At 75.3% G+C, this 25,848-nt stretch carries 10 protein-coding genes and 1 pseudogene; all 11 read right to left on the bottom strand.

The annotated features are described in order from the left end of the window. Positions 1-1,656 precede the first annotated feature (1,656 nt). Positions 1,657-2,952, bottom strand: a pseudogene (locus AB0G50_RS11170) (AfsR/SARP family transcriptional regulator); the annotation flags it as partial. 211 nt (positions 2,953-3,163) lie between these two features. Continuing rightward, the gene (locus AB0G50_RS11165) at positions 3,164-4,228 is read right to left on the bottom strand and encodes a hypothetical protein (protein ID WP_360105326.1); all 1,065 of its coding nucleotides are present in this window, start codon (positions 4,226-4,228) and stop codon (positions 3,164-3,166) included. Positions 4,229-4,320: 92 nt separating this feature from the next. Further along, positions 4,321-6,078: an ABC transporter ATP-binding protein gene (locus AB0G50_RS11160; RefSeq protein ID WP_360105324.1), complete on the bottom strand. Its 1,758-nt coding sequence runs from the start codon at positions 6,076-6,078 to the stop codon at positions 4,321-4,323. Beyond that, positions 6,075-6,890, bottom strand: a complete 816-nt coding sequence (locus tag AB0G50_RS11155) for an ABC transporter permease (protein WP_360105321.1) — start codon at positions 6,888-6,890, stop codon at positions 6,075-6,077. The genes AB0G50_RS11160 and AB0G50_RS11155 overlap by 4 nt, the downstream gene beginning before the upstream one ends. A gap of 5 nt (positions 6,891-6,895) precedes the next feature. After that, on the bottom strand, positions 6,896-7,831 hold the full coding sequence (locus AB0G50_RS11150) for an ABC transporter permease (RefSeq protein ID WP_360105319.1): 936 nt from the start codon (positions 7,829-7,831) through the stop codon (positions 6,896-6,898). Between the two features lie 88 nt (positions 7,832-7,919). Continuing rightward, positions 7,920-9,503, bottom strand: coding sequence for an ABC transporter substrate-binding protein (locus AB0G50_RS11145; protein ID WP_360105316.1), 1,584 nt, complete (start codon positions 9,501-9,503; stop codon positions 7,920-7,922). A gap of 255 nt (positions 9,504-9,758) precedes the next feature. Beyond that, the gene (locus AB0G50_RS11140; RefSeq protein WP_360105338.1) at positions 9,759-10,217 is read right to left on the bottom strand and encodes a nuclear transport factor 2 family protein; all 459 of its coding nucleotides are present in this window, start codon (positions 10,215-10,217) and stop codon (positions 9,759-9,761) included. Positions 10,218-10,240: 23 nt separating this feature from the next. Then, positions 10,241-10,645, bottom strand: a complete 405-nt coding sequence (locus tag AB0G50_RS11135; protein ID WP_360105313.1) for an ester cyclase — start codon at positions 10,643-10,645, stop codon at positions 10,241-10,243. Between the two features lie 30 nt (positions 10,646-10,675). Next, positions 10,676-11,467, bottom strand: coding sequence for an SDR family oxidoreductase (locus AB0G50_RS11130; protein ID WP_360105310.1), 792 nt, complete (start codon positions 11,465-11,467; stop codon positions 10,676-10,678). A gap of 23 nt (positions 11,468-11,490) precedes the next feature. Continuing rightward, complete coding sequence (locus tag AB0G50_RS11125; protein ID WP_360105307.1) at positions 11,491-17,640, bottom strand: type I polyketide synthase; 6,150 nt, start codon at positions 17,638-17,640, stop codon at positions 11,491-11,493. Next, entirely contained in the window at positions 17,630-25,798 is an 8,169-nt protein-coding gene (locus AB0G50_RS11120) for a type I polyketide synthase (RefSeq protein ID WP_360105304.1), read from the bottom strand. Before AB0G50_RS11120 ends, AB0G50_RS11125 begins: the two co-directional genes overlap by 11 nt. Positions 25,799-25,848: the final 50 nt, after the last annotated feature.

Here is a 25,848-nt window from a genome sequence, read left to right as displayed (position 1 = left end):
CGGGCCGTCGTCGCAAGCTCAACGAGCCCCTCAGTTCGGATTCCACCAGCGTGCGCACGATCTGGAGGCCGAGCCGATCCGTGCGTTCGAGGGAGTGACCGCGGTGCGCCAGGCCGGCGGGGTGGTGGTGGCGGTTTCGGCGGCTTCCCTGGTGCCGAACTCGGTGAAGAGTTCCTGGGCTTCGGTCCAGCAGCACGAGGCTCCCGGGCCTCGGATCGAGGCGCCCAGGTCGCGCAGGGTTCGGGCTCGCCAGAGTTTCGAGCCGTGCCGGGCCCACAGGCGGAGGGCTTCGGTCAGGCGGGCTCGGGCTTCCGGGAGGTCGCCCGCGGCCAGGGCCGTTTCGCCCAGGGTGCGGGTCGCGAGCGCGACGCCGAACGTGTCGTCGTGGTCGCGGAACAGGGTGAGGGCGCCGCGCAGCGTGTCCGCGACCCCCTCGAACCGGCCCTGGCGCACCGCGGTCTTCGCCGACGCCACCGCCGCCCGGGCCGCGCCCAGGTCGTCGCCCGCGTCCCGCAGCACAACCTCGGCCCAGCGGGTGGAGCGCTCCGCCTCGGCGAGATCACCGACCGCCCGCGCGCACAACCCCGTCTCCAGCACCGCCGACGCCTCGCCGCGCCGGTCGCCGACCAACCGGAACAGCTCCGCGGCGCGAGTCGACATCGCGCGCGCCTCGGCGACGTCGCCCACCGCCAACGCCACCGACGCCACACCGTGGCACGCCGCCGCGACCAGGCCGGTGGCGCCGATCCGGGTGGCCGCCGCGAGGCCCGCCTCCAGGTCGGCCCGCGCGGCCACGAAGCGGGCCTCGTCGCGGCGCACCAGGCCCGACGCGATCGACGCGGCCACCGCGGTCTCGTCGTCCGCCGAGTCCAACGCCCGCGCCAGGGTCGCCGTCGCGGACCGGTGGTCGGCCCGCGCGTGGTGCGCCTGGCCGAGGCTCAGCAGCAGGGCCGCCTCGACCCGGGGTTCGGCCGACGGCAGCAGCGCCTCGTGCGTGCGCCGCCACGTGTCCACGTCGTGCCGCACGGCGCACTCCCGCCCCAGCAGGATCGCCGCCGGCGCGCCGACCGGGTCGGGCACGCCGAGTCCGCGCGCCCGTTCCAGCACGTGCGCGAGCGCCGCGCTCTCCGCCGCCGACCACACCGCCACGTCGGCCGGCGCCGGGTCGACGGGCGCGGTGACGACCGGTCCGACCAGCACCATCGGCAACCGACGTCCGGCCAGCGCGAGCAGTCCGGTCCACGCGCGCAGCAACCGGGTCACCGCCTCGGCGACCACGTCGGGCGGTTCGACCGCCGCCCGTTCGACGCCGAACAGCCGCACCAGCTCGGGCACCCGGTACCGGACACCGCCCGCCGCGCCGACGACCTGGAGCAGGCGCAGGTCCACCAGCCGTTCCACGACGTCCTCGCCGTCCTGCCGGGCGACGCCGACCAGCGTGCCGGCGACCCACCCGGCGAAGTCGGGCAACCCGAGCAGCGACAGCAGGTGGAACACCCGCCGGTGCACGTCGTCCAACCCGGCGTACTCGACCTCCAGGCTGGACCGCACCGCGAGGTCGCCCACCGACAGCGCGTCGAGCCGCCGCCGGTCGTCGGCCAACCGGTCCGCCAGCACGCTCAACCGCCAGTGCGGCCGCGCGACCAGCCGGGCCGCCGCGGCCCGCAACGCCAGCGGCAACCCGCCGCAGTAGGCCGCGATGTCCGCCGCCGCGCCGGGTTCGGCGTCCACCCGGTCCGACCCGACGACCCGGCGCAGCACCTCCACCGCGCCGGCCGCGCCGAGCGGACCGACCTCGACCACGTCCGCGCCCGCGAGACCGGGCAGCCGCGACCGGCTGGTCGCCAGCACCAGACACCCCGGCCCGGCGGGCAGCAACCCGCGCACCTGCCGCTCGGACCGCACGTTGTCGAGCACCAACAACACCCGCCGGCCCGCCAGCTCGCGCCGGAACAGCTCCACCCACAGCCCGGGGTCCGCCGCCGGCACGCCCAGCAGCCCCAGGAACCGGCCGGCGACGTGCCGCGCGTCGGGCTCGCCGTCGCCCAGGTCGGCGTACAGCTGCCCGTCCGGGTACCGGTCCCGCACCAGGTGCGCGGCGCGGACGGCCACCGCCGACTTGCCGACCCCGGCCGGTCCCGCGACGACCACGACCCGCGTGGTCACCGCGTCGGCCCGGTGGTCGGCGACGATCCGCGCCAGCTCGGCCTCCCGGTCGGTGAGGTCGGCGTCGTCCGGCGGCAGGGTGCGCGGCGGCACCACCTCCGGCGCGACCCGCGGCGCGGGCACCCCGGGCGGCTCCACCGCGCGGTCGAGCACCTCCCGGTGCAGGTCCCGCAGCACGGGACCGGGCTCGATGCCCAGCTCGTCGGCCAGCCGGTCCCGGACCTCCCGGTACACGGCCAGCGCCTCCTCCGGCCGGCCCAACACGTGCAACGCCCGCATCAGCAGCGCGTGCGTCTCCTCGCGCAACGGGTGCGCGGCGGCCAGCCGTTCCAGCCCGGACACCGCCTCGCGCGCCAGCCCGAGCGCCAACCTGGTGCGCGCCAAGCCTTCCTCGGCCGCCGCCCGGCCGCCCGCCAGCCCGACGACGCGGACCCGGGCGAACGCGGCGTCCACCCCGCCGAGCGCGGGACCGCGCCACAGCGCCACGGCCCGCTCGTAGTGGGCCACCGCCTCCCGGTGCTCACCACCCCGCTCGGCCCGCCGCGCCACGTCCACGTGCCGCTCGAACTCGCCGAGGTCGGTGTCCGCGACGCCGATCCGCAGCTCGTACCCCGGCGCGCGGGTGACCAGCGCGTCCTCGGCGCCGACCGACGCCAACGCGCGCCGCAACCGGGACACGTAGGTGTGCACCAGCGCGGTCGCCGTCCGCGGCGGCTCCTCCCAGAGCAGGTCGATCAGCCTTTCGGTCGACAGCACCTGGCGCTCCAGCGCCAACGCGGCGAGCACCGCCTTCGGCTTCGCGCCGCCGACCTGCGCCTCCCGCCCACCCGACCACAACTCGACCGGTCCCAACACCAGCACGCGCACGCCGAACCCCCCGCCACCGCCTCCGGCACCCCACGGATCCTGCCCGCCCGCGGACCGCCCCGTCACCCCGTCCCGATCTTCGGGCACGGGGTTCCCCGCACGCACCCCGGGGCGCGTGCGGGGAGAGTCGTCACCCCCAGATGTCCGAGTGCCGCCCGATGGTCGGACCCCAGTAGAAGTGCCGCAACCCTCCGACCCCGTGCAGCCACACGTGCTGCTGGTCGCCGAAGATCGCGCCGACCAGCTGGTCGGAGCCGGGGTCGTTGCCCCACACGTCCTGCTGCCGCCCGAACGACGGGCCCCAGTAGAGGTGCTGGATGTTGCCCGCGGGGTCGCGCACCCACACGTGCCGCTGGTCGCCGTAGGGCAGGTACACCGGGCGGCCCGTGATCTCCGTGGTGGTCCAGTCCTCCTGGGTCACCGCGCCGGTCGTGCCCTTGGCGTAGTGCCGGAGGTTGCCGGTGGCGTTCTTCACCCACACGAGCAGCTTGTCCCCGGACACCCCGGCCACCGGGTCACCCGCGATCGGGTCACCCCAGAGCTCTTGCTGGATGGCCGAGCCCGGGCTCCACCAGAAGTGCTTGAGCCGCCCCGCCGGGGTGCGCGCGAACACGTGCTGCTCGCTGCCGCGCACCACCACCGACGGCTTGCCGACCACGTCGTTGCCCCACACGTCGGACAGCTGCCCGAGCGACGGCGACCAGTAGAAGTGCCGCAGCTCGTTGTTCGCGCCCTGCGCCCACACGTGCTGCTGGTCGCCGATCACGATGGCCGCCGGCTCGTCGGCGATCGTGCCGCCGTCCCAGGTGTCGTTGCGCAGCCCGAACGTCGGGCCCCAGTAGAAGTGCCGGAGCTGGTTGCTCACCCCGCGGGCGAAGACGTGGATCTGGTCGTTGTACTTGACCACGACCGGATCGCTGATCACCGACCCGTAGGGAGCCCACTCGTAGGTGCCGAAGCCGTACTCGGCCATCCACGACGTGGATCGGATCGAGCGGTCGACCCGCTCGAAGTAGTACTGGGCGGTCGAGTTGTCGGCCTGGTAGTCGATCGCCCGACCGCCCTCGACCACCGGACTCGCCGCGACGGTCGCCCGCGCGTCCACCGGCGCTCCGACGGCGACGGCCGAACCGGTGGACAGCACCAGCCCCACCGCCGCCACTCCCACCGTCCGGAGCAGAGTTCTCCGCAACACGGTCCCCCCTCACGCGCCACCGCCCCTCGGTGGCCGGACCGACGGTAGTGCGGCCACCTGCACGCGACCTGTCCCGCGGCCGGCAGCCGCCGTCAGGTCGCCGCGCCGGCCCTCGCGGGCAGCGCGGAGAGCAGTTCCCGGGTGTAGTCGTGGCGCGGGTGGTCGAACACGTCGTCCACCGGGCCGGTTTCCACGATCGCGCCGTCCTTCATCACCGCGACGCGGTCGCTCACGTGCCGCACCACGCCCAGGTCGTGCGAGATGAACAGCACCGCCGCGCCGGTGTCCCGGCGCAGGTCCAGCAGGAGGTCGAGGATCTGGGCCTGGATGGAGACGTCCAGCGCCGACACCGGCTCGTCGCACACCAGCACGTCCGGGTCGGTGGCCAGGGCGCGGGCGATGGACACCCGTTGCCGTTGACCTCCGGACAGCTCGCGCGGTCGACGGGTCAGCACGGTGCGGGACAGGCCCACCCGGTCCAGCAGGTCGGCCACCCGGGCCCGCCGGTCGGCGCCGCGGCGACCGGTGCGGGCCACCGCCTCGCCGATGACCCGTTCCACCGGGTAGCGGGGGTCGAACGAGCCGAGCGGGTCCTGCGGCACGGTCTGGATCCGGGTGCGGCGGGCGCGCCTGGCCCGCTCCCGCAGCCCGCTCCACGGCTCGCCGAACAGCCGCACCTCGCCCTCGTCGGGTTCGGCGAACCCGAGCGCGATGCGGGCCGCGGTGGTTTTGCCCGAGCCGGATTCGCCCACCAGACCGAGGGTTTCGCCGCGCGCGAGGGTGAACGAGACGTCCTTCACCGCGTCGTACCAGGTGCGGTCGGGCGCGCGGAACCGCTTCGCGATGCCGGTGACCTCGACCAGCGCGTCGCCGACGACCGAGGCGGGCGCGATCCGGTCGGGCTCGACGGGTGCGGGCTCGGCGGGCCCGGGGTGCCGGCAGCGGGGGCCGGAGGTCGGGTGGGCGGGCAGTGCCGCGCGGCAGTCGTCGTCGGCGCGGGCGCACCGGGTGGCGTACGGGCAGCCGTCGGGACCGGGCGCGGCGCCGTCGACCGGGGTGATCGACAGTCGCACGCCGCGCGGCCGGGTGCCGGGCACGGCCGCGATCAGGGCCTGGGTGTAGGGGTGGCGCGGGTCGTCCAGCACCTCGCGGACCGGTCCGTGCTCGACCACGACGCCGCCGTACATCACCGCCACGCGGTCGGCGATGCCCGCGACCACGGACAGGTCGTGGCTGATCAGCAGCAGCGCGGTGCCCTCGTCCTTCAAGCGCCGCAACAACTTCAGCACCTGGGCCTGCACGGTGACGTCGAGCGCGGTGGTCGGCTCGTCGGCGATCAGCAGGCGGGGCGCCGCGGCCAGCGCGGACGCGATCAGGGCGCGTTGGCGCAACCCGCCGGAGAGTTGGTGCGGGTACTGCCGGGCCCGCCGGTCGGGTTCGGGCACGCCGACGCCGTCGAGGAGTTCGCGCACCCGCGCCGGCCGGTCGGCGCGGTCCACGACCCCGTGCACGCGCAGCGCCTCGCCGACCTCCGCGCCCACGGTGCGCAACGGGTCGAGCGACACCAGCGCGTCCTGGAGCACGAGCCCGATCTCCCGGCCGCGCACCCGGCGCCAGCCGGCCTCGCGGACGCCGGTGAGGTCGCGGCCGTCGAAGGTCAGGGCGCGGGCGCGGACCGTCGCGGTGTCGCCGGCGAGGCCGACCAGGGTGCGCGCGGTGACGCTCTTGCCCGAGCCGGACTCGCCGACGATCGCGAGGCACTCCCCCGCGTCCAGGGTGAAGGAGACGTCGCGGACCGCGTGCACACCGGGGAACGCGACGTCGAGACCGTCGACCACGAGCAGGCTCATGCGGAAGTCCTCTTGGTGAACGCCGCCTGGAGCCGGCGGCCGACGACGTTGACCGACACCACGGCCAGGGTGATCGCCGCGCCCGGGAACACGGCGGTCCACCAGGCCACGGCGAGGAACTTGCGCCCGGAGGAGAGCATCGTGCCCCACTCCGGTGCCGGCGGACGCGCGCCGAGGCCGAGGAAGCTCAAGCCGGACACCGCGATGATGGCGGTGCCGAACCCGACCGTGGCGAGCACGAGCAGCGGACCGAGCGCGTTGGGCAGCACGTGCCGGGCGATGAGCACCGGACGCGGCAGGCCCAGTCCGACCGCCGCCTCCACGTACCCGGACCGGCGGACCACCAGGGCCTCGGCGCGGACCATGCGGGCGTAGCCGGGCACCAGCGACACCGCGATGGCGATCATGGTGTTGCCCGTGCCGGGTCCGAGCACCGCGATGACGAGCAGCGCGATCATCAACTCCGGCAACGAGAGCAGCACGTCGGCCAGTCGCATGAGGACGGTGTCGGCCACGCCGCCGCCGAGCGCGGCGGCGATGCCGAGCAGCGCGCCGGCGGTGACCGCGACGAGGATCGCGCCCAGTCCGACCGACAGCGACGAGCGCGCGCCGTGCACGACGCGGGAGAACACGTCGCGGCCGAGTTCGTCGGTACCGAGCCAGTGCCCACCACCGGGCGGCCGCAACGCGTTGACCGGGTCGGCCTCGATCGGCGACACCGAGGTGAACAGGCCGGGCGCGACGGCCGCCAGCGCCAGCACGACGACGATCAGGCCGCACAGCACCACGGCCGCGCGAGGAGTCCTGCGCACGCTCGTCACCTCGTCCGCAATCGGGGGTCGACCACCAGGTACAGCAGGTCGACCAGGGTGGAGATCACCACAAACACCAACGCGGACAACAGCACCAGGCCGATCACGAGCGGCATGTCCTTGTTGGTCACGGCTTGCAGCGTCAGCGCGCCGATGCCGGGACGGCCGAACACCGTCTCGACCAGCACCGCGCCGCCCAGCAGCGAGCCGGTGAGCCAACCGGTCAGCGTCACCAGCGGCACCGCGGCGTGCCGCAGCGCGTGCCGGGCGCGCACCGCGGTCCGGCTCAGCCCGCGCGCCCGGGCGGTCACCGCGAACGGCTCGGCCAGGGCGGCCTCCAGCCCTTCCCGCAGCACCTGCGAGAGCACACCGGCCACCGGCAGCGCCAGGGTCAGCGCGGGCAGCACGAGCGCCGAGAAGTCCTCCGCGCCGGACACCGGGAACCACCGCAGCGTGAAGGAGAACACGGTCAGCAGCAGGATCCCGACCCAGAACGGCGGGCTGGAGACCGCGAGCAGCTCCCACCCCGACGCCACCGCCTTGAGCCCGCGCCGCCGACCCGCGGTGGCGATCGCGGAGCCGACCGAGATCGCCACCGCGAGGACCAGGGCGGCCAGCGCGAGCTCGGCGGTCGGACCGAGCTGGTCGCCGATCAGGTCCACGACCTGGCGCTGCAACTGGTAGGACCGGCCTAGGTCACCGGTCGCCAGTCGGCCGAGGTAGTGCAGGAACTGGCCGAGCACGGGCCGGTCCAGCCCGTACTCGGCCCGGATGGCCGCCTGCACCTGCGCGGACGCCTGGGTCGCCGGACCGAGGATGATGGCGACCGGGTCGCCGGGGATCAGTTGCAGCGCGGCGAAGGCGAGTCCGGCCGCGCCCAGGAGCACGGCGAGCGCGGCCAGGACCCGGTGCGCGGCGCCGCGCAGGAGCGGGCGGATCACTTCTTGTCGAGCCAGACGTCGTAGAAGCCGAGCCGGGCGTCCTTGGTGTAGGACAGGCCGTGCACGGTCTTCGCGACACCCGCGGTGTTCAGCGGCGTGTAGACCGGGTCCCCAGCGCGAGGTCGACCGTGGCCCGGCGCTGCACCTTGGCGTAGGCGCCGGCGCGGGCGGCCGGGTCGGCGGACCCGCGGGCCGACTCGGTGAGCTGGTCGAGTTCGGCGTCCTGGGTGAAGGTCGCGTTCTGACCGCCCTTACCGGGCTGGCTCGCGCTGTTGAAGAACAGCCACAGCACGTCCGGCTCGAACCGGTTCCAGCTGTAGTCGGTGAAGTCGGTCTGCCCGCCGTACACCTGCTTGATGTAGGTGCCGATGTCGGGCTGGTCGCGGACGACCTCGACGCCGAGCTTCTTCAGGTCGGCCTGGATGGCCTGCCCCAGCACGTCGCGCTGCTCGCGCAGGTACGGCGGCGGCATGACGGGCCACTTGACGACCAGCCGGGCGCCGTTCTTGGTCCGGTAGCCGTCGGCGTCCTTGCCGGTCCAGCCGGCCTGGTCGAGCAGCTTCGCGGCCTCGGCGGCGTCGTGCGGCCAGCTGTTCTCCAGCGTGGCGTCGTACCCGGTGGTGGACGGCGACAGCGGGCTCCAGGCGCGCTTGTACTGTCCGAAGTAGACGGTCTTCACGGCCTGGTCGAGGTCGATGCCGCGCTGGATCGCCTTGCGCACCAACGGGTCGTCGAACGGCGCCTTGGACGCGTTGAGGTAGATGTTGTAGTTGCCGCCCGGCACGTCGTTCTTGAGCAGACCGACGCTCTGGTCCGCCTCGAGGTTCTTCACGTCGACCGGCGAGATCGCCCGTGCCACCTGCACCTGGCCGCTGGTCAGCGCGCCCACCCGGACCGAGTCCTCGGAGAGGAACCGCACGGTGAGCTTGTCCAGGTACGCAGCCCCGGTGTGCGCCGCGCCGGTCGGCGCCCAGTTGTAGTCCGCGTTCCTGGTCAGGACGAGGTTCTGCCCCTTGGTGTACTCGGTGAAGGTGAACGGCCCGGTACCGACCTCGACCGCGCCACCGCCGCCGAGCTTGTCGGCGTTGTCCGCCAACGTCTTCGGCGAGTAGAACCCGAGGTAGGGGGTGCTCGCGCCCTGGAGGAACGGCGCGAAGGGCGCGGTGAAGGACACCTTGGCGGTGCGCGGGTCGACCACCTCGGTGCCCGCGTACGGGCCGAGCAGGCTGGCCGCGAGCTGGGACTTGGTGGCGGGGTTGGCGATCCGGTCGAAGTTCGCCTTCACGGCCGCCGCGTCGAACGGGGTGCCGTCGGTGAACTTCACGCCGTCGCGCAGGTGGAACGTGTAGGACTTCAGGTCCGGCGCGACGTCCCACGAGGACGCGAGCCACGGCGTGAACCTGCCGTCGGCGTCGACCGACACCAGTGAGTCGACCACGTGGCGCAGGATCTCGCCGGTGATGTCCTGCGGGCTGACGTGCACGTCGAACGAGACGGGCTCGCTGTCGACCGCGACCGTCAGCTCACCACCCGACACCGGTGCCGACGCCGTGGTGCCGGGTCCCGCGTTCGCCCCGCCGCAGGCGGAGAGGACGAACGCGAGACCGCAGACCAGGGCGGCGGCCCGGCGGGACAACAAAGAGGACTCCGCGGTGGCTCTTCGCCTGCGCATGGTGGGGCTCCACAACGTCGAGTACTGGATTTTTCCCTTGGGACAAAGGAAATCCGCCGAGCGGCTGACTCGAACGTAGTCCGGGACACCGAAGTCACCGCACCCCTACGCACCCCTAGCGCCCCCTAGTCACCCCGGCCCGGGTGCTGTTCGGCGGGGCGATCGTGGAGCTGCCCCGGTCACCCGGCACGTGCCCGCGCGCCCGGCGGCGAGGCGGCCGGCGGTGCGCCCTCCCCCGCCGGCCGCCCGCACCGCCTAAGCCTCCGCAGCCTCCGCCGGCACCCCGGTGTCGGGCAGCCAGCGGTCCCACTCCCTCGCCGGCAGCGCCACCTTCGGTCCGAGCGGGAACCTCGGCACCGACACGCGGCGCGCGATCCGCCAACCCGCCGGGGTGTCCCGGAACTCGTCCAGGTAGTCCCCGTTGGTCACGCTGCCGTCGACCAGCACCGCGAGGTAGCGGCTGCGCACGCGCAGCACCTCCGCCGGGTCGCCCGGCGCGCGGAACACCACCGAGTCCAGGGTGTGGTGGTCCACCCGGTCCGGTCCGATGGCGAGCGCGAACTCGCGGATCGCCGCCAGGCCGCGCACCTCACGGCCGCCGCCCATGGTCAGCTCGATCACCGCGTCCTCGGTGAACACCAGGCCGAACCGGTCGACGTCCCTGTTGTCGAAGACGTGCGGGAACAGCGCGCGGACCTGGTCCACCGCGCCGATCTCCGCCGCCGTCGGCCGGGCGCTCAGGACGCGACCTGCTGGATGATGCCCAGGCGGTCGGGCAGCACGCGGTAGCGCACGACCTGGCCGTCCCGGAACGTGATCAGGCTGACGCTGTGGCCCACGAACCGGCGGCCGGTGCCGGGCACGCCGAACATGTTGCCGCGGTGGATGCCGTCCATCCGCCAGTACACGACGACGCGGTCGCCCTCGGCCACCAGGTCGGTGATGGTGGTCTTGACGTCCTCCACCGTCTCCCACAACCACGTGGCGTGCTGGCGGAACGCCTCGCGCCCCGCGCCGCCGATGCCCGCGGCCTCGTCCACCGCGTCCTCGGCGATGATCTCGTCCACGAGGTCGAGCCGGCGCTCGTTGACGAACTCCTCGTAGTACCGCCGGGCGACTTCCTTGTTGATCTCGATGCTCACTGCACGCCTTTCTCGGTGGGGTTTCGGTGCTCAGCCCGGAGGTTCGCCGGGACCGGCCGGCGGGAGCAGGATGCCCCCGTTGGCGGACAGGCCGCCGTCGACCGACAGCACGGTCCCGGTGATGTAGGACGCGGCGGGCGAGGTGAGGAAGAAGATCGCCTCGGCCTGCTCGCGCGGTTGTGCCCAGCGACCCAGCGGGATGCGCCGGGCGATGGTGGCGCCGAACGTCGGGTGCTCGACCTGCGACCGGGTCATCGCGGTGACCGTGCCGCCGGGCGCGATCGCGTTGATCCGGATGTCCTCGGCCGCGTAGTCGATCGCGAGTCCGCGCACCAGGTTGATCTGCGCGGCCTTCGCGGCGTTGTACGCCCAGGTGGACGGGTCGCCGCGCAGCCCGGACACCGAGGAGGTGACCACGATGGCCCCGCCGCCGGACTGGCGCAGCGCGGGCGCGGCGGCCCGGATGCCGGCCGCGGCGCCCAGCACGTTCACGGTCAGCACCTCGGCCAGCCGGTCGAGCGCGCCGGGCGCCTCGATCGGACCGCCGCCGCCGTACCCGGCGTTCAGCACGGCCGCGTCGAGCCTGCCGAACCGCTCCAGCGCGGTCGCGACGGCCTGCGCGTTGACGCGCTCGCTCGCCACGTCGCCGACCACGGCGGCCACGTCCGGGCGGTCGGCCAGGTCGCCGAGACCGGCGGGCGAGATGTCGACCGCGACGGCGTTCCAGCCGCGTTCGGTGTAGAGGTCGAGCGCGGCGCGGCCGATGCCGGAACCGGCGCCGGTCACGACCACCACCCGGGTCGGCTCTTCTGTTGCGGACACTGGGTTCTTCGCTTCCTTTCGTCTCACCCGGCGGCTGCTGCGCCGAGGGTGTCGAGCCAGTCGCGCACGGCGGCCACGGTGGTGTCCGCGTGGTCCTCCAGCACGGTGAAGTGGTCGCCGGGCACGTCGACCACCTCGTGCGGGAAGGGCCACGCCGCACGCCAGTCGTGCGGTCCGTCGGTGATCGTGCCGCGCAGCGGTTCCCCGGCCCGGACGAGCAGGGTGCGACCGCCGATCGGCCTGGGCGCCCAGTCCGCGAGGACGCGGCCGTAGCCGCCCATGGCGGTGAGGCTGGTGTCGCTCCACACCATCCGGTAGCGCTCGATCCGCTCAAGCATCCCGTCCAGCATCGCCTGGAGCCACCAGTCCCGGAATCCGGGCAACTTCGGGCTTTCGATGAGGTAGGAGTCGATCAGGACTTGACCGAGCGGCGGAACACCGTCCGCCTCCAGCGTCGCGGCGACGGCGTTGGCGATGCACCCGCCCATCGAGCGGCCGACGATCACGTACAGCGCGTCGCCCACCCACGCCCGGACCGTGTCGGCGTGCATCCGGACGTAGGTGGACTCGCTGTCCGGCAACGAGTCCGTCTCCCGGTAGCCGGGCGAGGGCACCACCAGCACGTCCCGCTCGCCCGCCAGGCCGTGCCCGAACCGGGCGTATTCGTGCGGCCCGGAGATCGCGCTCACCGCCGGGAACAGCACCAGCTTGACCCGACCCGGCCCGGTGGCCAGCTCGATCGGCGGCAGCACGTGCTCGGGCGTCTGCTCGGCGGTGAAGCTCGTCCGCAGGTGCGAGGCGACGCCGATGATCTCGGCCGCCGCCGGGTACTGCCCGCTGCCCGCGAGCGCCCGGTAGAGCGTCGCGAGCGGACCCTGCCGGTCGGCCGGCGGTGCGGGCGGGGTGTCGGCGAGGTCGCCGAGGCCCGCGTCCAGGTGCGCGGCGAGCGCGGTCGGGTCGGGGTGGTCGAACGTGGCGGTCGCGGGCAGTCGCAAGCCGGTGGCCGCGTCGAGCCGGTTGCGCAGCTCGACCGAGGTCAGCGAGTCGAGCCCGAGGTCCGCGAACGGCCGGTCCGGCTCCACCGCGTCGATCCCGGTGCCCAGCACCGAGGCCGCCTCCGCGCGCACCAGGTCGAGCAGCGCGGCCCGGCGCGCGGCCGGGTCGAGCGCCGCCAACCGGGACCGGGCACCGCGCGGGTCGTCCGTGCTCGCGGCACGCCGACGTGGCCGGACCAGACCGCGCAGCACCGCCGGCACCGCGCTCCCGTTCCGCACGGCGGCGAGGTCGAGCGGCGCCGGCACGGCGGTGGGCAGGTCCAGTCGCAGCGCGGCGTCGAACAGCGCGGCGCCCTGCTCGTCGTCGATCAGCCGGAGCCCGGCGCGCGCGGACCGGGCCAGGTCGACCTCGGTCAGGTGCCCGGTGATGCCGCTGGGCGTGGCCCACTGGCCCCAGGACAGCGAGGTCGCGGCCAGGCCGACGCTCGCCCGGTGCACGGCCAGCGCGTCCAGGAACGCGTTGGCCGCGGCGTAGGCACCCTGACCGGGTCCGCCGAACACCGCCGCGACCGAGCTGTACAGCACGAACGCGGCCAGGTCGTGGTGGCGGGTGAGCCGGTGGAGGTGCCACGCGGCGTCGACCTTGGGCGCGAGCACGGCGTCCACCCGCTCGGCGGTGAGCGTGTCGAGCGTGCCGTCCGCGACGACGCCGGCCGTGTGCACGACCGCGGTCAGCGGGTGCTCGTCCGGGATCGCGGCGACCACGTCGGCGAGGAAGTCCGGGTCGACCACGTCGCCCGCCGCCACCACGACCTCGGCGCCCGCCTCGGCCAACTCGGCCAGCAGCTCCGCCGCGCCCGGGGTGTCCGCGCCACGCCTGCCGACGAGCACGAGCCTCCGGACGCCGTGCGACCGGACCACGTGCCGGGCCGCGATCGCGCCGAGCACGCCGAACCCGCCGGTGATCAGCGCGGTGCCGTCCGGGTTCCACGGCCGGCCGCCGTCCTCCGGCGGCGCGACCCGGGCGAGCCTGGGCGCCAGCACCCGGTCGCCGCGCACCGCCACCTGCGGCTCGCCGAGCCCGAGCACGGCCGGGTCGAACTCGTCGTCCGGGCCGAGGTCCACCAGCACGACCCGACCCGGCCGCTCCGCCTGGGCGCTGCGCAGCAGGCCGAGCAGCGGCGCGGTGACGCCGTCCGGCAGCTCACCATCCACAGTGGACACCGCACCGCGGGTCACCACGGCGAGCACCCGGTCGTCGGCGAGCCGGTCCCGCACCTGCGCCGCGACGGCGAGCAGCGTGGACCGGATCTCCTCCGGCAGCACCGCGTTCCGGTCGCCGGGCGGCACCACCAGCACGTCGCACTCGGGCGTCGGCCCGGGTTCGGCCACCTCGACCCAGGTGAGCGCGAACAGGGCGTCCCGGTCGGACCGCGCGGCGGCGAGCCGGTCGGCGGTGATCAGCCGGGAACGCAACGCGTCGACCGAGACGACCGGCGCGCCGGACGGGTCGACCGCGTGCAGCGCCAACTCGTCCGGTCCGGTCAGGGTGAGCCGAACCCGCAGCGAGCGCGCGCCCGACGCGTGCAGCCGCACCCCGCGGTAGGCGAACGGCAACCGGTTCGCGCCCGGCGGGTTGGTGGCCAGGTCGTGGTGCGCGGGCGCGTGCAGGGCGGCGTCGAACAGCGCCGGGTGCAGGCCGAAGTCGCCCGCCGGGGTGCCCTCGGGCAGTTCCAGCTCGGCGTGGAAGACCTCGCCGGAGCGCCACGCGGCACGCACACCCCGGAACACCGGGCCGTAGTGCAACCCGGCCGCGTCCAGTTCGGCGTAGAGGTCGGCGACGTCGACCGGCTCGCCCGCCGGCGGCCAGTCGAACTCCGGGTGCGCGGCGGAGGCCTGTTCGGTGAGCGCCCCGGTGGCGTGGGTGGTCCACTCGGCCTCGCCCACGCGCGAGTGCACGCCGAACGCCCGGCGCCCCGAGCCGTCCGACTCCTCCACCACGACCTGCACCCGCACCTCACCGCGCTCGGGCACGACGAGCGGCGCGGCGACGACGAGTTCCTCCACCGTCGACGCGCCCACCTCGTCGCCCGCGCGCAGGGCCAGTTCGAGCAGCGCGGTGCCGGGCAGGATCACGGTCCCCCGCACGGCGTGGTCGACCAGCCACGGGTGGGTGCGCGTGGACAGCGCGCCGGTCAGCACGAAACCGCCGCCGGCCAACGCGACCGCGGTGCCGAGCAGCGGGTGCGACTGCGCCGCGCCCGCCGGCCGGACCACGTCGGCGAGCCAGTACCGGTCGCGGCGGAACGCGTAGGTGGGCGGGGTGACGGTGCGCGGCTCGTGGTCGGCGAACACCGCCTGCCAGTCGACCTTCGCGCCCTGGGCGTGCGCGAGACCCAGCGCGGCGAACGCGGTCGCGACCTCCGACCGGTCCCGGCGCAGCGCGGGCAGGGCCCGGACCGGTCGGTCCGCGAGCGCGTCCCGGACCAGCGCGGTGAGCACGCCGTCGGGCCCGAGTTCGAGGAACGTGCGGACGCCCGCGTCGGCGAGGTGGTTCACCACGTCGCCGAACCGGACCGCGCCGCGCACGTGCCGCACCCAGTAGTCGGCCGAGCCGACGTCGCCGACCTCGCCGGTCAGGTTGGACACCACGGGGATCGTCGGCGGGTGGAAGGTCAACCCCTCGGCGACCGCCCGGAACGGCTCCAGCACCGGGTCGACGAGCGGCGAGTGGAACGCGTGCGACACCGACAGCCGGCGGGTGCGCCGACCGAGCGCGGCGAAGTGCGCCGCCACCTCCTCGGCCGCGTGCGCGACGCCCGAGACGACCACGGACGTGGGCCCGTTGACCGCCGCCACGCCGACCTCGTGCTCCCGGCCGGCGAGCAGCGGCAGCACCTCGTCCTCCGTCGCCTGGACGGCCACCATCGCGCCGCCCTCGGGCAGCGCGGCCATCAGCCTGGCCCGCGCGGCGACCAGCGCGGCGGCGTCGGGCAGCGACAGCACGCCGGCGACGTGCGCGGCCGAGATCTCGCCGACCGAGTGCCCGGTGACGTGGTCCGGCCGCAGCCCCCACGACTCGAAAAGCCGGTACAGCGCCACTTCCAGCGCGAACAGCGCGGGCTGGGTGTACCCGGTGCGGTCGAGCTCGCCGGTGTCGCGCTCGGCGAACAGCACGTCCCGCAGCGACCGCGACCCGTCACCGTGTTTGTCCACTTCGGACACCACGGCGTCCAGCGCGGTGGCGAACGCGGCGTGCGCCCGGTACAGCTCCCGCCCCATCCCGAACCGCTGCGACCCCTGACCGCTGAACAGCACGGCCTGCCCGCCGCCGACGGCGCCGGTCACCACGTCGGCGTGCTGCTCACCGCGCGCCAGCACACCGAGCCCGGCGAGCAGCGCGTCCCGGTCCGCCGCCACCACGACCGCGCGCCGGGGCAACGCGGACCGCTTCGTGGCCAGGGCGAAGCCGAGGTCGACCGGCCGCTGGTCCGGGTGCTCCTCGACGTGCCGGGCCAACTTCGCCGCCTGCGCGACGAGTCCGGCCTCCGACCGCGCGGACAGCACCACCGGGATCGGCGTGCCGGCGACGGTCGGGACCGCCTGCTCGGTTTCGGTCCGCGCGGCGGCGCTCCCACCCGCGGGGGAAACCGGTGCCGCGGCCGGATCGGCCGCCCCGGCTTCGGCGCCGGCCGGCAGACCCGCGGCCTCGATCTTCGGGCCGCCCGCCGCCCGCACCACACCGGCCGCGCCGGCCGGCTGATCGACAGCCCCGGTGGCCTCGGTCCTCGTCGCGGCCGGTGCCTGTTCCACGATCACGTGGGCGTTCGTGCCGCTGACGCCGAACGCCGAGATGCCGGCCCGGCGGGGTGCGCCGGTCTCCGGCCACGGACGGGCGTCGGTGAGCAGGCGCACGGAACCCGCCGACCAGTCGACGTGCGGGGTGGGCTCGTCCACGTGCAGCGTGCGCGGCAGGACGCCGTGCCTCAGCGCGCCGAGCAGCTTCACGATCCCCGCGACACCCGCCGCCGCCTGCGTGTGGCCGATGTTGGACTTCAACGACCCCAGCCACAGCGGCCGGTCCTCGGGGCGGTCCTGGCCGTACGCGGCGATCACCGCGCGGGCCTCGATGGGGTCGCCGAGCGCGGTGCCGGTGCCGTGGGCCTCGACCACGTCGACGTCCGCCGGCGAGAGCCGGGCCGAGGCCAGCGCGGCCCGGATGACGCGTTGTTGCGCACCGCCGTTGGGCGCGGTCAGGCCGTTGGACGCGCCGTCCTGGTTCACCGCCGTGCCGCGCACCACGGCCAGCACCTCGCGACCCGCGCGGTGCGCGTCCGACAGCCGTTCCACCAGCAGCCAGCCGACGCCCTCGGCCCACCCGGTGCCGTCGGCGGACGCGGCGAAGGCCTTGCAGCGGCCGTCGGCGGACAGGCCGCGCTGGCGGGAGAACTCCACGAAGCCGAACGGGGTGGTCATCACCGACGCCGCGCCGACGAGCGCCAGGTCCGACTCGCCCGACCGCAGCGACTGGACCGCCAGGTGCAGGGCCACCAACGACGACGAGCACGCGGTGTCCACGGTGACCGCCGGACCCTCGAACCCGAACGTGTAGGCCACCCGGCCGGACGCGACGCTGCGCAACGTGTTGGTGCCCAGGTACCCCTCGACCTCGACCGGTGTCGCGGCCCGCGGCGTGTAGTCCTCGCCCGCGATGCCCGCGAACACCGCGGTGCGGGAACCGCGCAGCGACACCGGGTCGATGCCCGCGCGCTCCAGCACCTCCCACGCGGTCTCCAGCAGCAACCGGTGCTGCGGGTCGGTCGCCAGCGCCTCCCGGGGCGAAATCCCGAAGAACTCGGCGTCGAACTCCGTGACACCGTCCAGGAACCCGCCGTGGCGGGTGGTGGAGGTGCCGGGCGAGTCCGGGTCCGGGTCGAACACGCCGTCGAGGTCCCAGCCCCGGTCGGTGGGGAACTCGCCGACCGCGTCGACGCCGCCCGCCACCAGGTCCCACAGCTGCTCCGGCGAACGCACGCCACCCGGCAGCCGGCAGGAGGCCGCGGTGATCGCGATCGGCTCCCGCCTGTTCGACTCCAGCTCGCGCACCCGCTGCTGGGCGCGCTGGGACTCCGCGAGCGCCCGCTTCAGGTAGTCGCGGAGCTTCTCGTCATTCGCCATGGTCGACCCGTTCCTCGAAGTTGTTGTCCATGAACGCGAACAGCTCGTCGTCCGAGGCCGCGTCGAAGTCGATGTCACCGGCGGCGGTGGCGGTGACGCCGCCGAGCCGGTCGACCAGCGCGCGCAGCCTGGCGGCCAGCTCCGGCTGGTCGCCCGCCGCGAACACCGCCTCCAGGTAGTCGACCGAGGCGTCCGCGTTCGGGAACCGGTCGACCTCGCCACCGTCCAGTTCGGACACCAGGAACGCCGCGACGTCCGCCGGCGTCGGGTGGTCGAACACCAGCGTGGCGGGCAGGTCCAACCCGGTCGCCGCGCCGAGCCGGTTGCGCAGGTCGACGGCGGTCAGCGAGTCGAGCCCCAGTTCCCGCAGCGGTCGCGCGTCGTCCACGCCCGAGGTGTCGGTGTGCCCGAGCACGGTCGCGGTCTCCGCGCGCACCAGCTCGAGCACCGCGGCGGCCCGCTCCGCCGGCGGCAACCCGGCGACGCCCCGCACCGACCGGGACTCCGGCTCGGGCAGGTCGGCCCGGGCCCGACCGTCGGAGGTGGCCTGCGTCAACCAGTAGCGGTTCCGCTGGAACGGGTACGGCGGCAGCGCGACGCGCGCCCGTCCGGTCACCCCGGCCCAGTCGACCGGCACACCGCGCACCCACAGCTCGGCGGCCGAGCGGCGGAACCGGTCGAGCCCGCCCTCGTCGCGGCGCAGCGTCCCGGCCACCACCGGCGCGGCGGCGCCCACGGCCTCCAGGGTGTCCTGCACGCTCGCGGTCAGCACCGGGTGCGGGCTGATCTCCACGAACACGTCGTGCCCCTGCGCCGAAAGGCCTCGCACGGCCTCCTCCAGCCGCACGGTCCGGCGCAGGTTGGTGTACCAGTAGTCGGCGTCGAGCCCGGTGGTGTCGGCCCAGTCCGCGGTGACCGTGGAGAACAGCGGCACGGCGCTCGCGCGCGGCGCGATGTCGCCCAACGCGGTCAGGATCTCGTCCCGGATCGGCTCGACGTGCGCCGAGTGCGACGCGTAGTCGACCGCGATCGTCCGCGCCCGCAGGCCCTCCTCGGTCGCGGCCGCCACGATCTCGGCGAGCGCGTCCGGCTCGCCCGCGATCACCACGGCGGCCGGCCCGTTGACCGCGGCCACCGACACCCGGTCCCCGTGCGGCGCGATGCGCTCGACCACGCGGTCGATCGGCAACGCGAGCGAAGCCATGCCACCGCGCCCGGACAGTGCCGTGATCGCCTTGCTGCGCAGCACGACCACCCGCGCACCGTCCACAAGGGACAGTGCGCCGGCCACCGTGGCGGCGGCGATCTCGCCCTGGCTGTGCCCGACCACCGCGTCCGGCGTCACGCCGTGCGCCTCCCACAGCGCGGCCAGCGACACCGCGACCGCCCACAGCACCGGCTGCACCACGTCCACCCGGTCCAACCCGGGCGCACCCGGTTCGCCGCGCAGCACGGCGACCGGCGACCAGTCGACCAGCGGTGCCAGCGCGGCGGCGCACTCGGCGAACCGCGCGGCGAACGCGGGCGCTCCGTCCAGCAGCTCCACGCCCATGCCCGCCCACTGCGAACCCTGGCCGGGGAACACGAACACGGTCCGGCCGGGCGTGCCCGCGACACCGGTGACCACGTTCGGCGCGGACCGCCCGGCGGCGAGCGCGGCCAGTCCGGCGCCGTGCCCGCCGACCACCACGGCGCGCTCGGCGAACTCCGTGCGACCCGGCAGCGCGGCGGCCACGGCGGCCGGCGGCGCGTCGACACCGGCCACCGCGCCCGCCCACGCGGCGAGCGCGTCCGGGGTGCGGGCCGACAGCACCCACGGCAGCGCGGGATCGTCCGACCCGGCCGCGGGCACCGGCTCGGGGTCGCCCTCCTCCAGGACGACGTGCGCGTTGGTGCCGCTGACGCCGAACGACGACACGCCGGCCCGGCGCGGTCGCGAGGTGAGCGGCCACGGGCGGGACTCGGTCAGCAGCCGCACCGAGCCCGCCGACCAGTCCACGTGCGGGCTGGGCTCGTCCACGTGCAGGGTCGCGGGCAGCACGCCGTGCCGGAACGCCTGGAGCACCTTGATGATCCCGGCCGCGCCGGCCGCCGCCTGGGTGTGCCCGACGTTGGACTTGAGCGAACCCAGGTAGAGCGGCTCGCCCTCGCGGTCGCGGCCGTAGGTGGCGATCAGGGCCTGCGCCTCGATCGGGTCGCCCAGCGTGGTGCCGGTGCCGTGCCCCTCGACCACGTCGACGTCCGAAGTGGACAGTCCGGCGTTGGCGAGCGCCTGCCGGATCACCCGTTGCTGCGCGGGCCCGTTCGGCGCGGTGAGGCCGTTGGACGCGCCGTCCTGGTTCACCGCCGTGCCGCGCACGATCCCGAGCACCCGGTGCCCGTTGCGGCGCGCGTCGGACAACCGTTCGACGAGCAGCAGGCCGACGCCCTCGGCCCAGCCCGTGCCGTCGGCGGCGCCCGAGTAGGCCTTGCAGCGACCGTCCGGCGCGAGCCCGCGCTGCCGGGAGAACTCCACGAACACCGCCGGCGTCGACATGACCGCGACACCGCCCGCCAGCGCGAGGTCGCTCTCGCCGGACCGCAGCGACTGCGCGGCCAGGTGCAGCGCCACCAGCGACGACGAGCACGCGGTGTCCACGGTGACCGCCGGACCCTCGAACCCGAAGGTGTAGGAGACCCGGCCGGACGCGACGCTGCCCGCCGAGCCGTTGGCGACGAAACCCTCCAGCTGCGCGGGCGCCTCGCCGACGCGGGGCGCGTAGTCGTGGTACATCACGCCCGCGAACACCCCGGTGCGCGACCCGCGCAACGAGGTCGGGTCGATGCCCGCGCCCTCGATGGCCTCCCACGCGGTTTCCAGCAGCAGCCGCTGCTGCGGGTCGGTCGCGAGCGCCTCCCGGGGCGAGATCCCGAAGAACTCGGCGTCGAAGTCGCCCGCGTCGTGCAGGAACCCGCCGTGCCGGGTGTAGGAGGTGCCCGCCGTGCCGGGATCGGGGTCGTACAACCCCTCCAGGTCCCAACCCCGGTTGTCCGGGAACCCGGTCACCGCGTCCCGGCCGTCGCGCACCAGGTCCCACAGGTCGTCCGGCGAGGCGACGCCGCCGGGCAGCCGGCAGGCCATGCCGACGATCGCGATCGGCTCGTCGGTCCGCACCGGTGCCGCGACGGCCACCTGCTCGGGCTCGTCCGGCGACAGCTCGGCCACCAGCCGCTCGACCAGGTCGGTCGCGGTCGGGTGGTCGAACGCCAAGGTCGCGGGCAGTCGCAGCCCGGTGGCCGCGTCGAGCCGGTTGCGCAGCTCGACGGAGGTCAGCGAGTCCAACCCGAGGTCGCGGAACGCCTTCGTCGGGCCGACGGCGGACGGCGCGACACCGAGCACCACGGCCACCTCGGCCCGCACCAACTCCAGCAACGCGCCCCGGTCCAGGGTGCGCGGGCGTTCGGTCGCGACGGCCGCGCGGCGGGTCGGGCGCACCAGCCCGCGCAACGGCGCCGGCACGGGACCCGAGCGGCGCACCGCGGCCAGGTCCAGCGGCGCGGGCACGACGAGCGGGTGATCGAGCCGGGCGGCCAGGTCGAACAGCGCGAGGCCGTCGGCGGTCGGGAGCCTGCGGACGCCCGCGCGGGCGTTGCGGGTGTGGTCGGCGGCGGTCAACCCACCGCTGATGCCGCTCGCCTCCTCCCACATGCCCCACGCCAGCGACCGCGCGGGCAGCCCGAGCTCGACCCGGTGCGCGGCGAGCGCGTCCAGGAACGTGTTCGCGGCGGCGTAGGCGGCCTGTCCCCCGCTGCCGAGCACGCCGGCGATCGAGGAGAACAGCACGAACGCGGCCAGGTCGTCCTCGCGGGTCAGCTCGTGCAGGTGCCACGCGGCGTCGACCTTGGGCCGCAGCACACCCGCGACCCGCTCCGGGGTGAGCGAGTCGACCACCCCGTCGTCCACCACGCCCGCGGTGTGCAGCACGGCGGTCAGCGGGTGGTCGGCGGGCACCGCGGCGAGCACGTCCGCGAGCGCGGCCCGGTCCGCCACGTCGACGGCGACCGCGGTCACCCGCGCGCCGAGCCCGGTCAGCTCGGCCACCAGCTCCGACGCGCCCGGCGTGTCGGCACCCCGGCGACCCAGCAGGAGCAGGTGCCGCGCGCCGTGCGCGACGACGGCGTGCCGGGCGAACGCGGCGCCGAGCGTGCCGAGCCCACCGGTGATCAGGACCGTGCCGTCGGGGTTCCACGGTCGCGCGGAGCCGGCGGGCGTGCCGGCCCGGGCGAGCCGCGGCGCGGCCACCCTCCCGTCCCGCACCCGCAGCTGCGTCTCGTCGCCGAACGCGGGCACCACGTCGGAATCGCTGTCCAGCAACAGGATCCGACCCGGCTGCTCGGTCTGCGCGGCCCGCACCAGGCCGCGGACCGCCGCGTGCGCGAGCCCGTCGCGCACCCGCACGACCAGCGTCCGCTCGTCCTCCGCGAGGTGCACCCGGATCCCGGCGAGCACGGCGGCGGCCGCGGTGTGCGCGTCGGCGACGACGTCACCGGTCGGCTCGGGCGCGTCCAGCACGACGACCCGCGCGGCCGTGGACTCGACGTCGCCGAGCTGCGCCCAGTCGACGGTGAACAGGGCGTCCGCCGGCCCGGCGACACCCAGCTCCCGCGCGTCGACCAGCCGCGACCGCAGGCTCTCGACCTCCACCACCGGGGTGCCCGAGGTGTCGGTCGCGAGCAGCGCCAGCTCGTCGTCACCGGTGATCGTCACCCGCACCCGCAGCGCGGTCGCGCCGGTGGCGTGCACCCGCACACCCCGCCAGGCGAACGGCAACCGGTTGCGGCCGGCGGGAGTGGTGTCGAGCGCGGCGAACGCGGCCGGGTGCAGCGCCGCGTCGAGCAACGCGGGGTGCACGCCGAACCCGTCGACGTCCTCGGCGGTCACCTCGGCGTAGAGGGTGCGCCCGTCCTTCCACAACGCCCGCACCCCTTGGAACGCGGGGCCGTACCCGAGTCCGGCCTCGGCCAACGCGGCGTAGAACCCTTCCACGTCCACGGTGTCCGCCGCGGGCGGCCAGGTGTCCAGCCGCTCCGACGCGGTGTCCACCGCCGGCGCCAGCCGACCGCGGGCGTGGCGGGTCCAGTCGGGTGCGCCCTCGGCGCGGGAGTGCACGGACACCGCGCGCAGCCCGGCCGCGTCCGGCGCGCCCACGGCGACCTGCACCTGCACGGCCCGTTCGGCCAGGGCCAACGGGGTGTCCACCACCAGGTCGTCCAGCACCGGCGCGCCGACCTCGTCGCCTGCCCGCACGGCCAGTTCCACGAACGCCGTGCCCGGCACGAGCACCGTCGTGCCGACCACGTGGTCGCGCAGCCACGGGTGGGTGCCCAGCGCGAGCCTGCCGGTCAGCAGCAACCCGCCGTCGGCGGCGACCGCGACGGCCGCGCCCAGCAGCGGGTGGTCGACCGCGGCGAGCCCGAGGCCGGCGGCGTCGGCGGGCGCGTGGTCGGCCTCCAGCCAGAACCGCTCCCGCTGGAACGCGTAGGTGGGCAGGTCAGCGCCGCGCGCACCGGGGAACACCGCCGACCAGTCGACCGCGAGACCCCGCACGTGCGCGGTGGCCAGGGCGGTGACGACGGTCAGCGCCTCCGGGCGGTCCCGGCGCAGGGTCGGCGCCAGTACGGCGTCGGGCGCGCTGTCCGCCGCCGACGCGGTGAGCACCGCGTCCGGGCCGATCTCCAGGAACGTGTCGACGCCCGCCGCCACCAGGTGCGCGACGGCGTCGGCGAACCGGACCGCGTGCCGGGCGTGCCGCACCCAGTAGTCCGGGTCGCGCAGCTCGTCGGTCACCGCGCCGCCGGTCACCGCCGACACGACCGCGAGGGACGGCGCCGCCGACGCCACCCCCGCGACCACCGCGCGGAACTCCGCCAGCACGGGCTCCACCAGCGGCGAGTGGAAGGCGTGCGACACCGTGAGCCGCTTGGTGCGCCGACCCATCGCGGCCACCCGCGCGGCGACCGCCAGCACGGTCTCCTCCGCGCCGGACACGACCACCGACGACGGTCCGTTCACCGCCGCCACGTCCACATCGGACAGTCCGACCAGCAGTGCCCGCACGGTCTCCTCGTCCGCCGCCAGCGCCACCATCGCGCCACCGGCGGGCAGCGACCGCATGAGCCGACCGCGCGCCGCGACGACCTTCGCCGCGTCGGCGAGCGACCACACGCCCGCGACGTGCGCGGCCGCCAGCTCGCCGATCGAGTGCCCGGTCACGAAGTCCGGTCGCACGCCCCACGACTCCAGCAGGCGGTACAGCGCGACCTCGACCGCGAACACCCCGGCCTGGGTGAACTGGGTGTCGTCCAACGATCCCGCGCCACCGCCGAACACGACGTCCGCGACGCCGACGCCCAACTCCCGGTCCAGCTCGGCGACGGCCGCGTCGAACGCCGCCGCGAAAACGGGGTACGCCGCGTGCAGCTCGCGCCCCATGCCGACCCGCTGCGCGCCCTGACCGGTGAACAGGAACGCCGACGCGCCACCGGCCACCCCGCGCACCACACCGGCCGAGGGCTCACCCGCGGCCAGCGCGCGCAGGCCCTCGTCCAGCGCGGCCCGGTCCGCGCCGACCACCACGGCCCGCTCGGTCAGCGAAGACCGGTGCACGGCAAGGGAAAACCCGATCTCGGCGAGGTTGCCCGCCACCTCGGCCAGTCGCCCGGCCTGCGCGGCCACCGCGTCCGGCGTGTGCCCGGAGAGCACCCAGGGCGTGACCGGCACGCCGGCGGGCTCCGGTGCGGGCTCGACGGCCGGCGCCTCCTCGATGATCACGTGCGCGTTGGTGCCGCTCACGCCGAACGCGGAGATCCCGGCCCGGCGCGGCGTCGGGCCGGCGGGCCACGGCTGCTCCCGCTCCAGCACCCGCACCACGTCGCCGGACCAGTCCACGTGCGAGGTCGGGCGGTCGACGTGCAGCGTCCGCGGCAGCACGCCGTGGCGCAGCGCCTCCACCACCTTGATGATGCCCGCGACACCGGCCGCCGCCTGGGTGTGCCCGATGTTGGACTTCACCGAGCCCAGCCACAGCGGCTTGTCCCGGCCGCGCCCGTAGGTCGCGATGAGCGCCCGGGCCTCGATCGGATCGCCGAGCCGGGTTCCGGTGCCGTGCGCCTCGACGGCGTCCACTTCGGACGGTTCGAGCCGGGCGTCCGCCAGCGCGGCGGTGATCACCCGGCGCTGGGCAGGCCCGCTCGGCGCGGTGAGCCCGTTGGACGCGCCGTCCTGGTTGACGGCGCTGCCCCGCACGACGGCGAGCACCCGGTGCCCGTTGCGCCGCGCGTCGGACAGCCGTTCCAGCAGCAGCACACCCGCGCCCTCGCCCCAGCCGGTGCCGTCGGCGGAGTCGTCGAACGCGCGACACCGACCGTCGACGGACAGGCCGCGCTGCCGGGAGAACTCCACGAACGACGACGGCGACGACATCACCGTGACACCGCCGACCAGGGCGAGCGTCGACTCGCCCGACCGCAGCGACCGGACGGCCAGGTGCAGCGCCACCAACGACGACGAGCACGCGGTGTCGATCGTGACGGCCGGTCCGCCGAAGCCGAAGGTGTAGGAGATCCGGCCGGAGGCGACGCTGGCCGCGGTGCCGACCGCGAGGTGACCCTCGACCGACGCCGGCGTGGCGGGCAGCCGGGCCGCGTAGTCCTGCCCGTTGACCCCGGCGAACACCCCGACCTCCTTGCCGCGCAACGAGTGCGGGTCGATGCCCGCCCGTTCCACGGCCTCCCACGAGGTCTCCAGCAGCAGTCGGTGCTGGGGATCGGTCGCGAGCGCCTCGCGCGGCGAGATGCCGAAGAACGCCGCGTCGAAGTCGGCGACCCGGTCGAGGAACGCGCCGTGCCGGGTGTAGGAGGTGCCCGACCGGTCCGGGTCCGCGTCGAAGATCGCGTCGAGGTCCCAACCCCGGTCGGCCGGGAACGGGCCGACCGCGTCGCCGCCGTCGGCCACCAGCCGCCACAGGTCCTCCGGGCTGTCCACGCCGCCGGGGAACCGGCAGGCCGACCCGATGATCGCGATCGGCTCGTGCCGGAACGCCTGGAACCGGTCGCGGGTGTCGGTCAGCTCGGCGGTGACCTTCAGCAGGAGCTGCCGGATCCGGTCGTCGCTGCTCATCTCTTCGTCATGCCTCTCGTTGGTGACCCCGGCGGGTGCCCCGGTCGCGA

Origin of the sequence: Actinosynnema sp. NPDC020468 (assembly GCF_040642015.1) — a bacterium.
GTDB lineage: Bacteria > Actinomycetota > Actinomycetes > Mycobacteriales > Pseudonocardiaceae > Actinosynnema.
The sequence above is the reverse complement of the archived record's forward strand: the minus strand, read 5'-3'. Positions and strand labels throughout refer to the sequence as shown.

What these genes read in the sequence shown, in the direction of transcription:
- AB0G50_RS11160 (WP_360105324.1), bottom strand. Translation starts at nt 6,078, where the DNA reads ATGAGCCTGCTCGTGGTCGACGGTCTCGACGTCGCGTTCCCCGGTGTG.
- AB0G50_RS11145 (WP_360105316.1), bottom strand. Translation starts at nt 9,503, where the DNA reads ATGCGCAGGCGAAGAGCCACCGCGGAGTCCTCTTTGTTGTCCCGCCGG.
- AB0G50_RS11125 (WP_360105307.1), bottom strand. Translation starts at nt 17,640, where the DNA reads ATGGCGAATGACGAGAAGCTCCGCGACTACCTGAAGCGGGCGCTCGCG.
- AB0G50_RS11120 (WP_360105304.1), bottom strand. Translation starts at nt 25,798, where the DNA reads ATGAGCAGCGACGACCGGATCCGGCAGCTCCTGCTGAAGGTCACCGCC.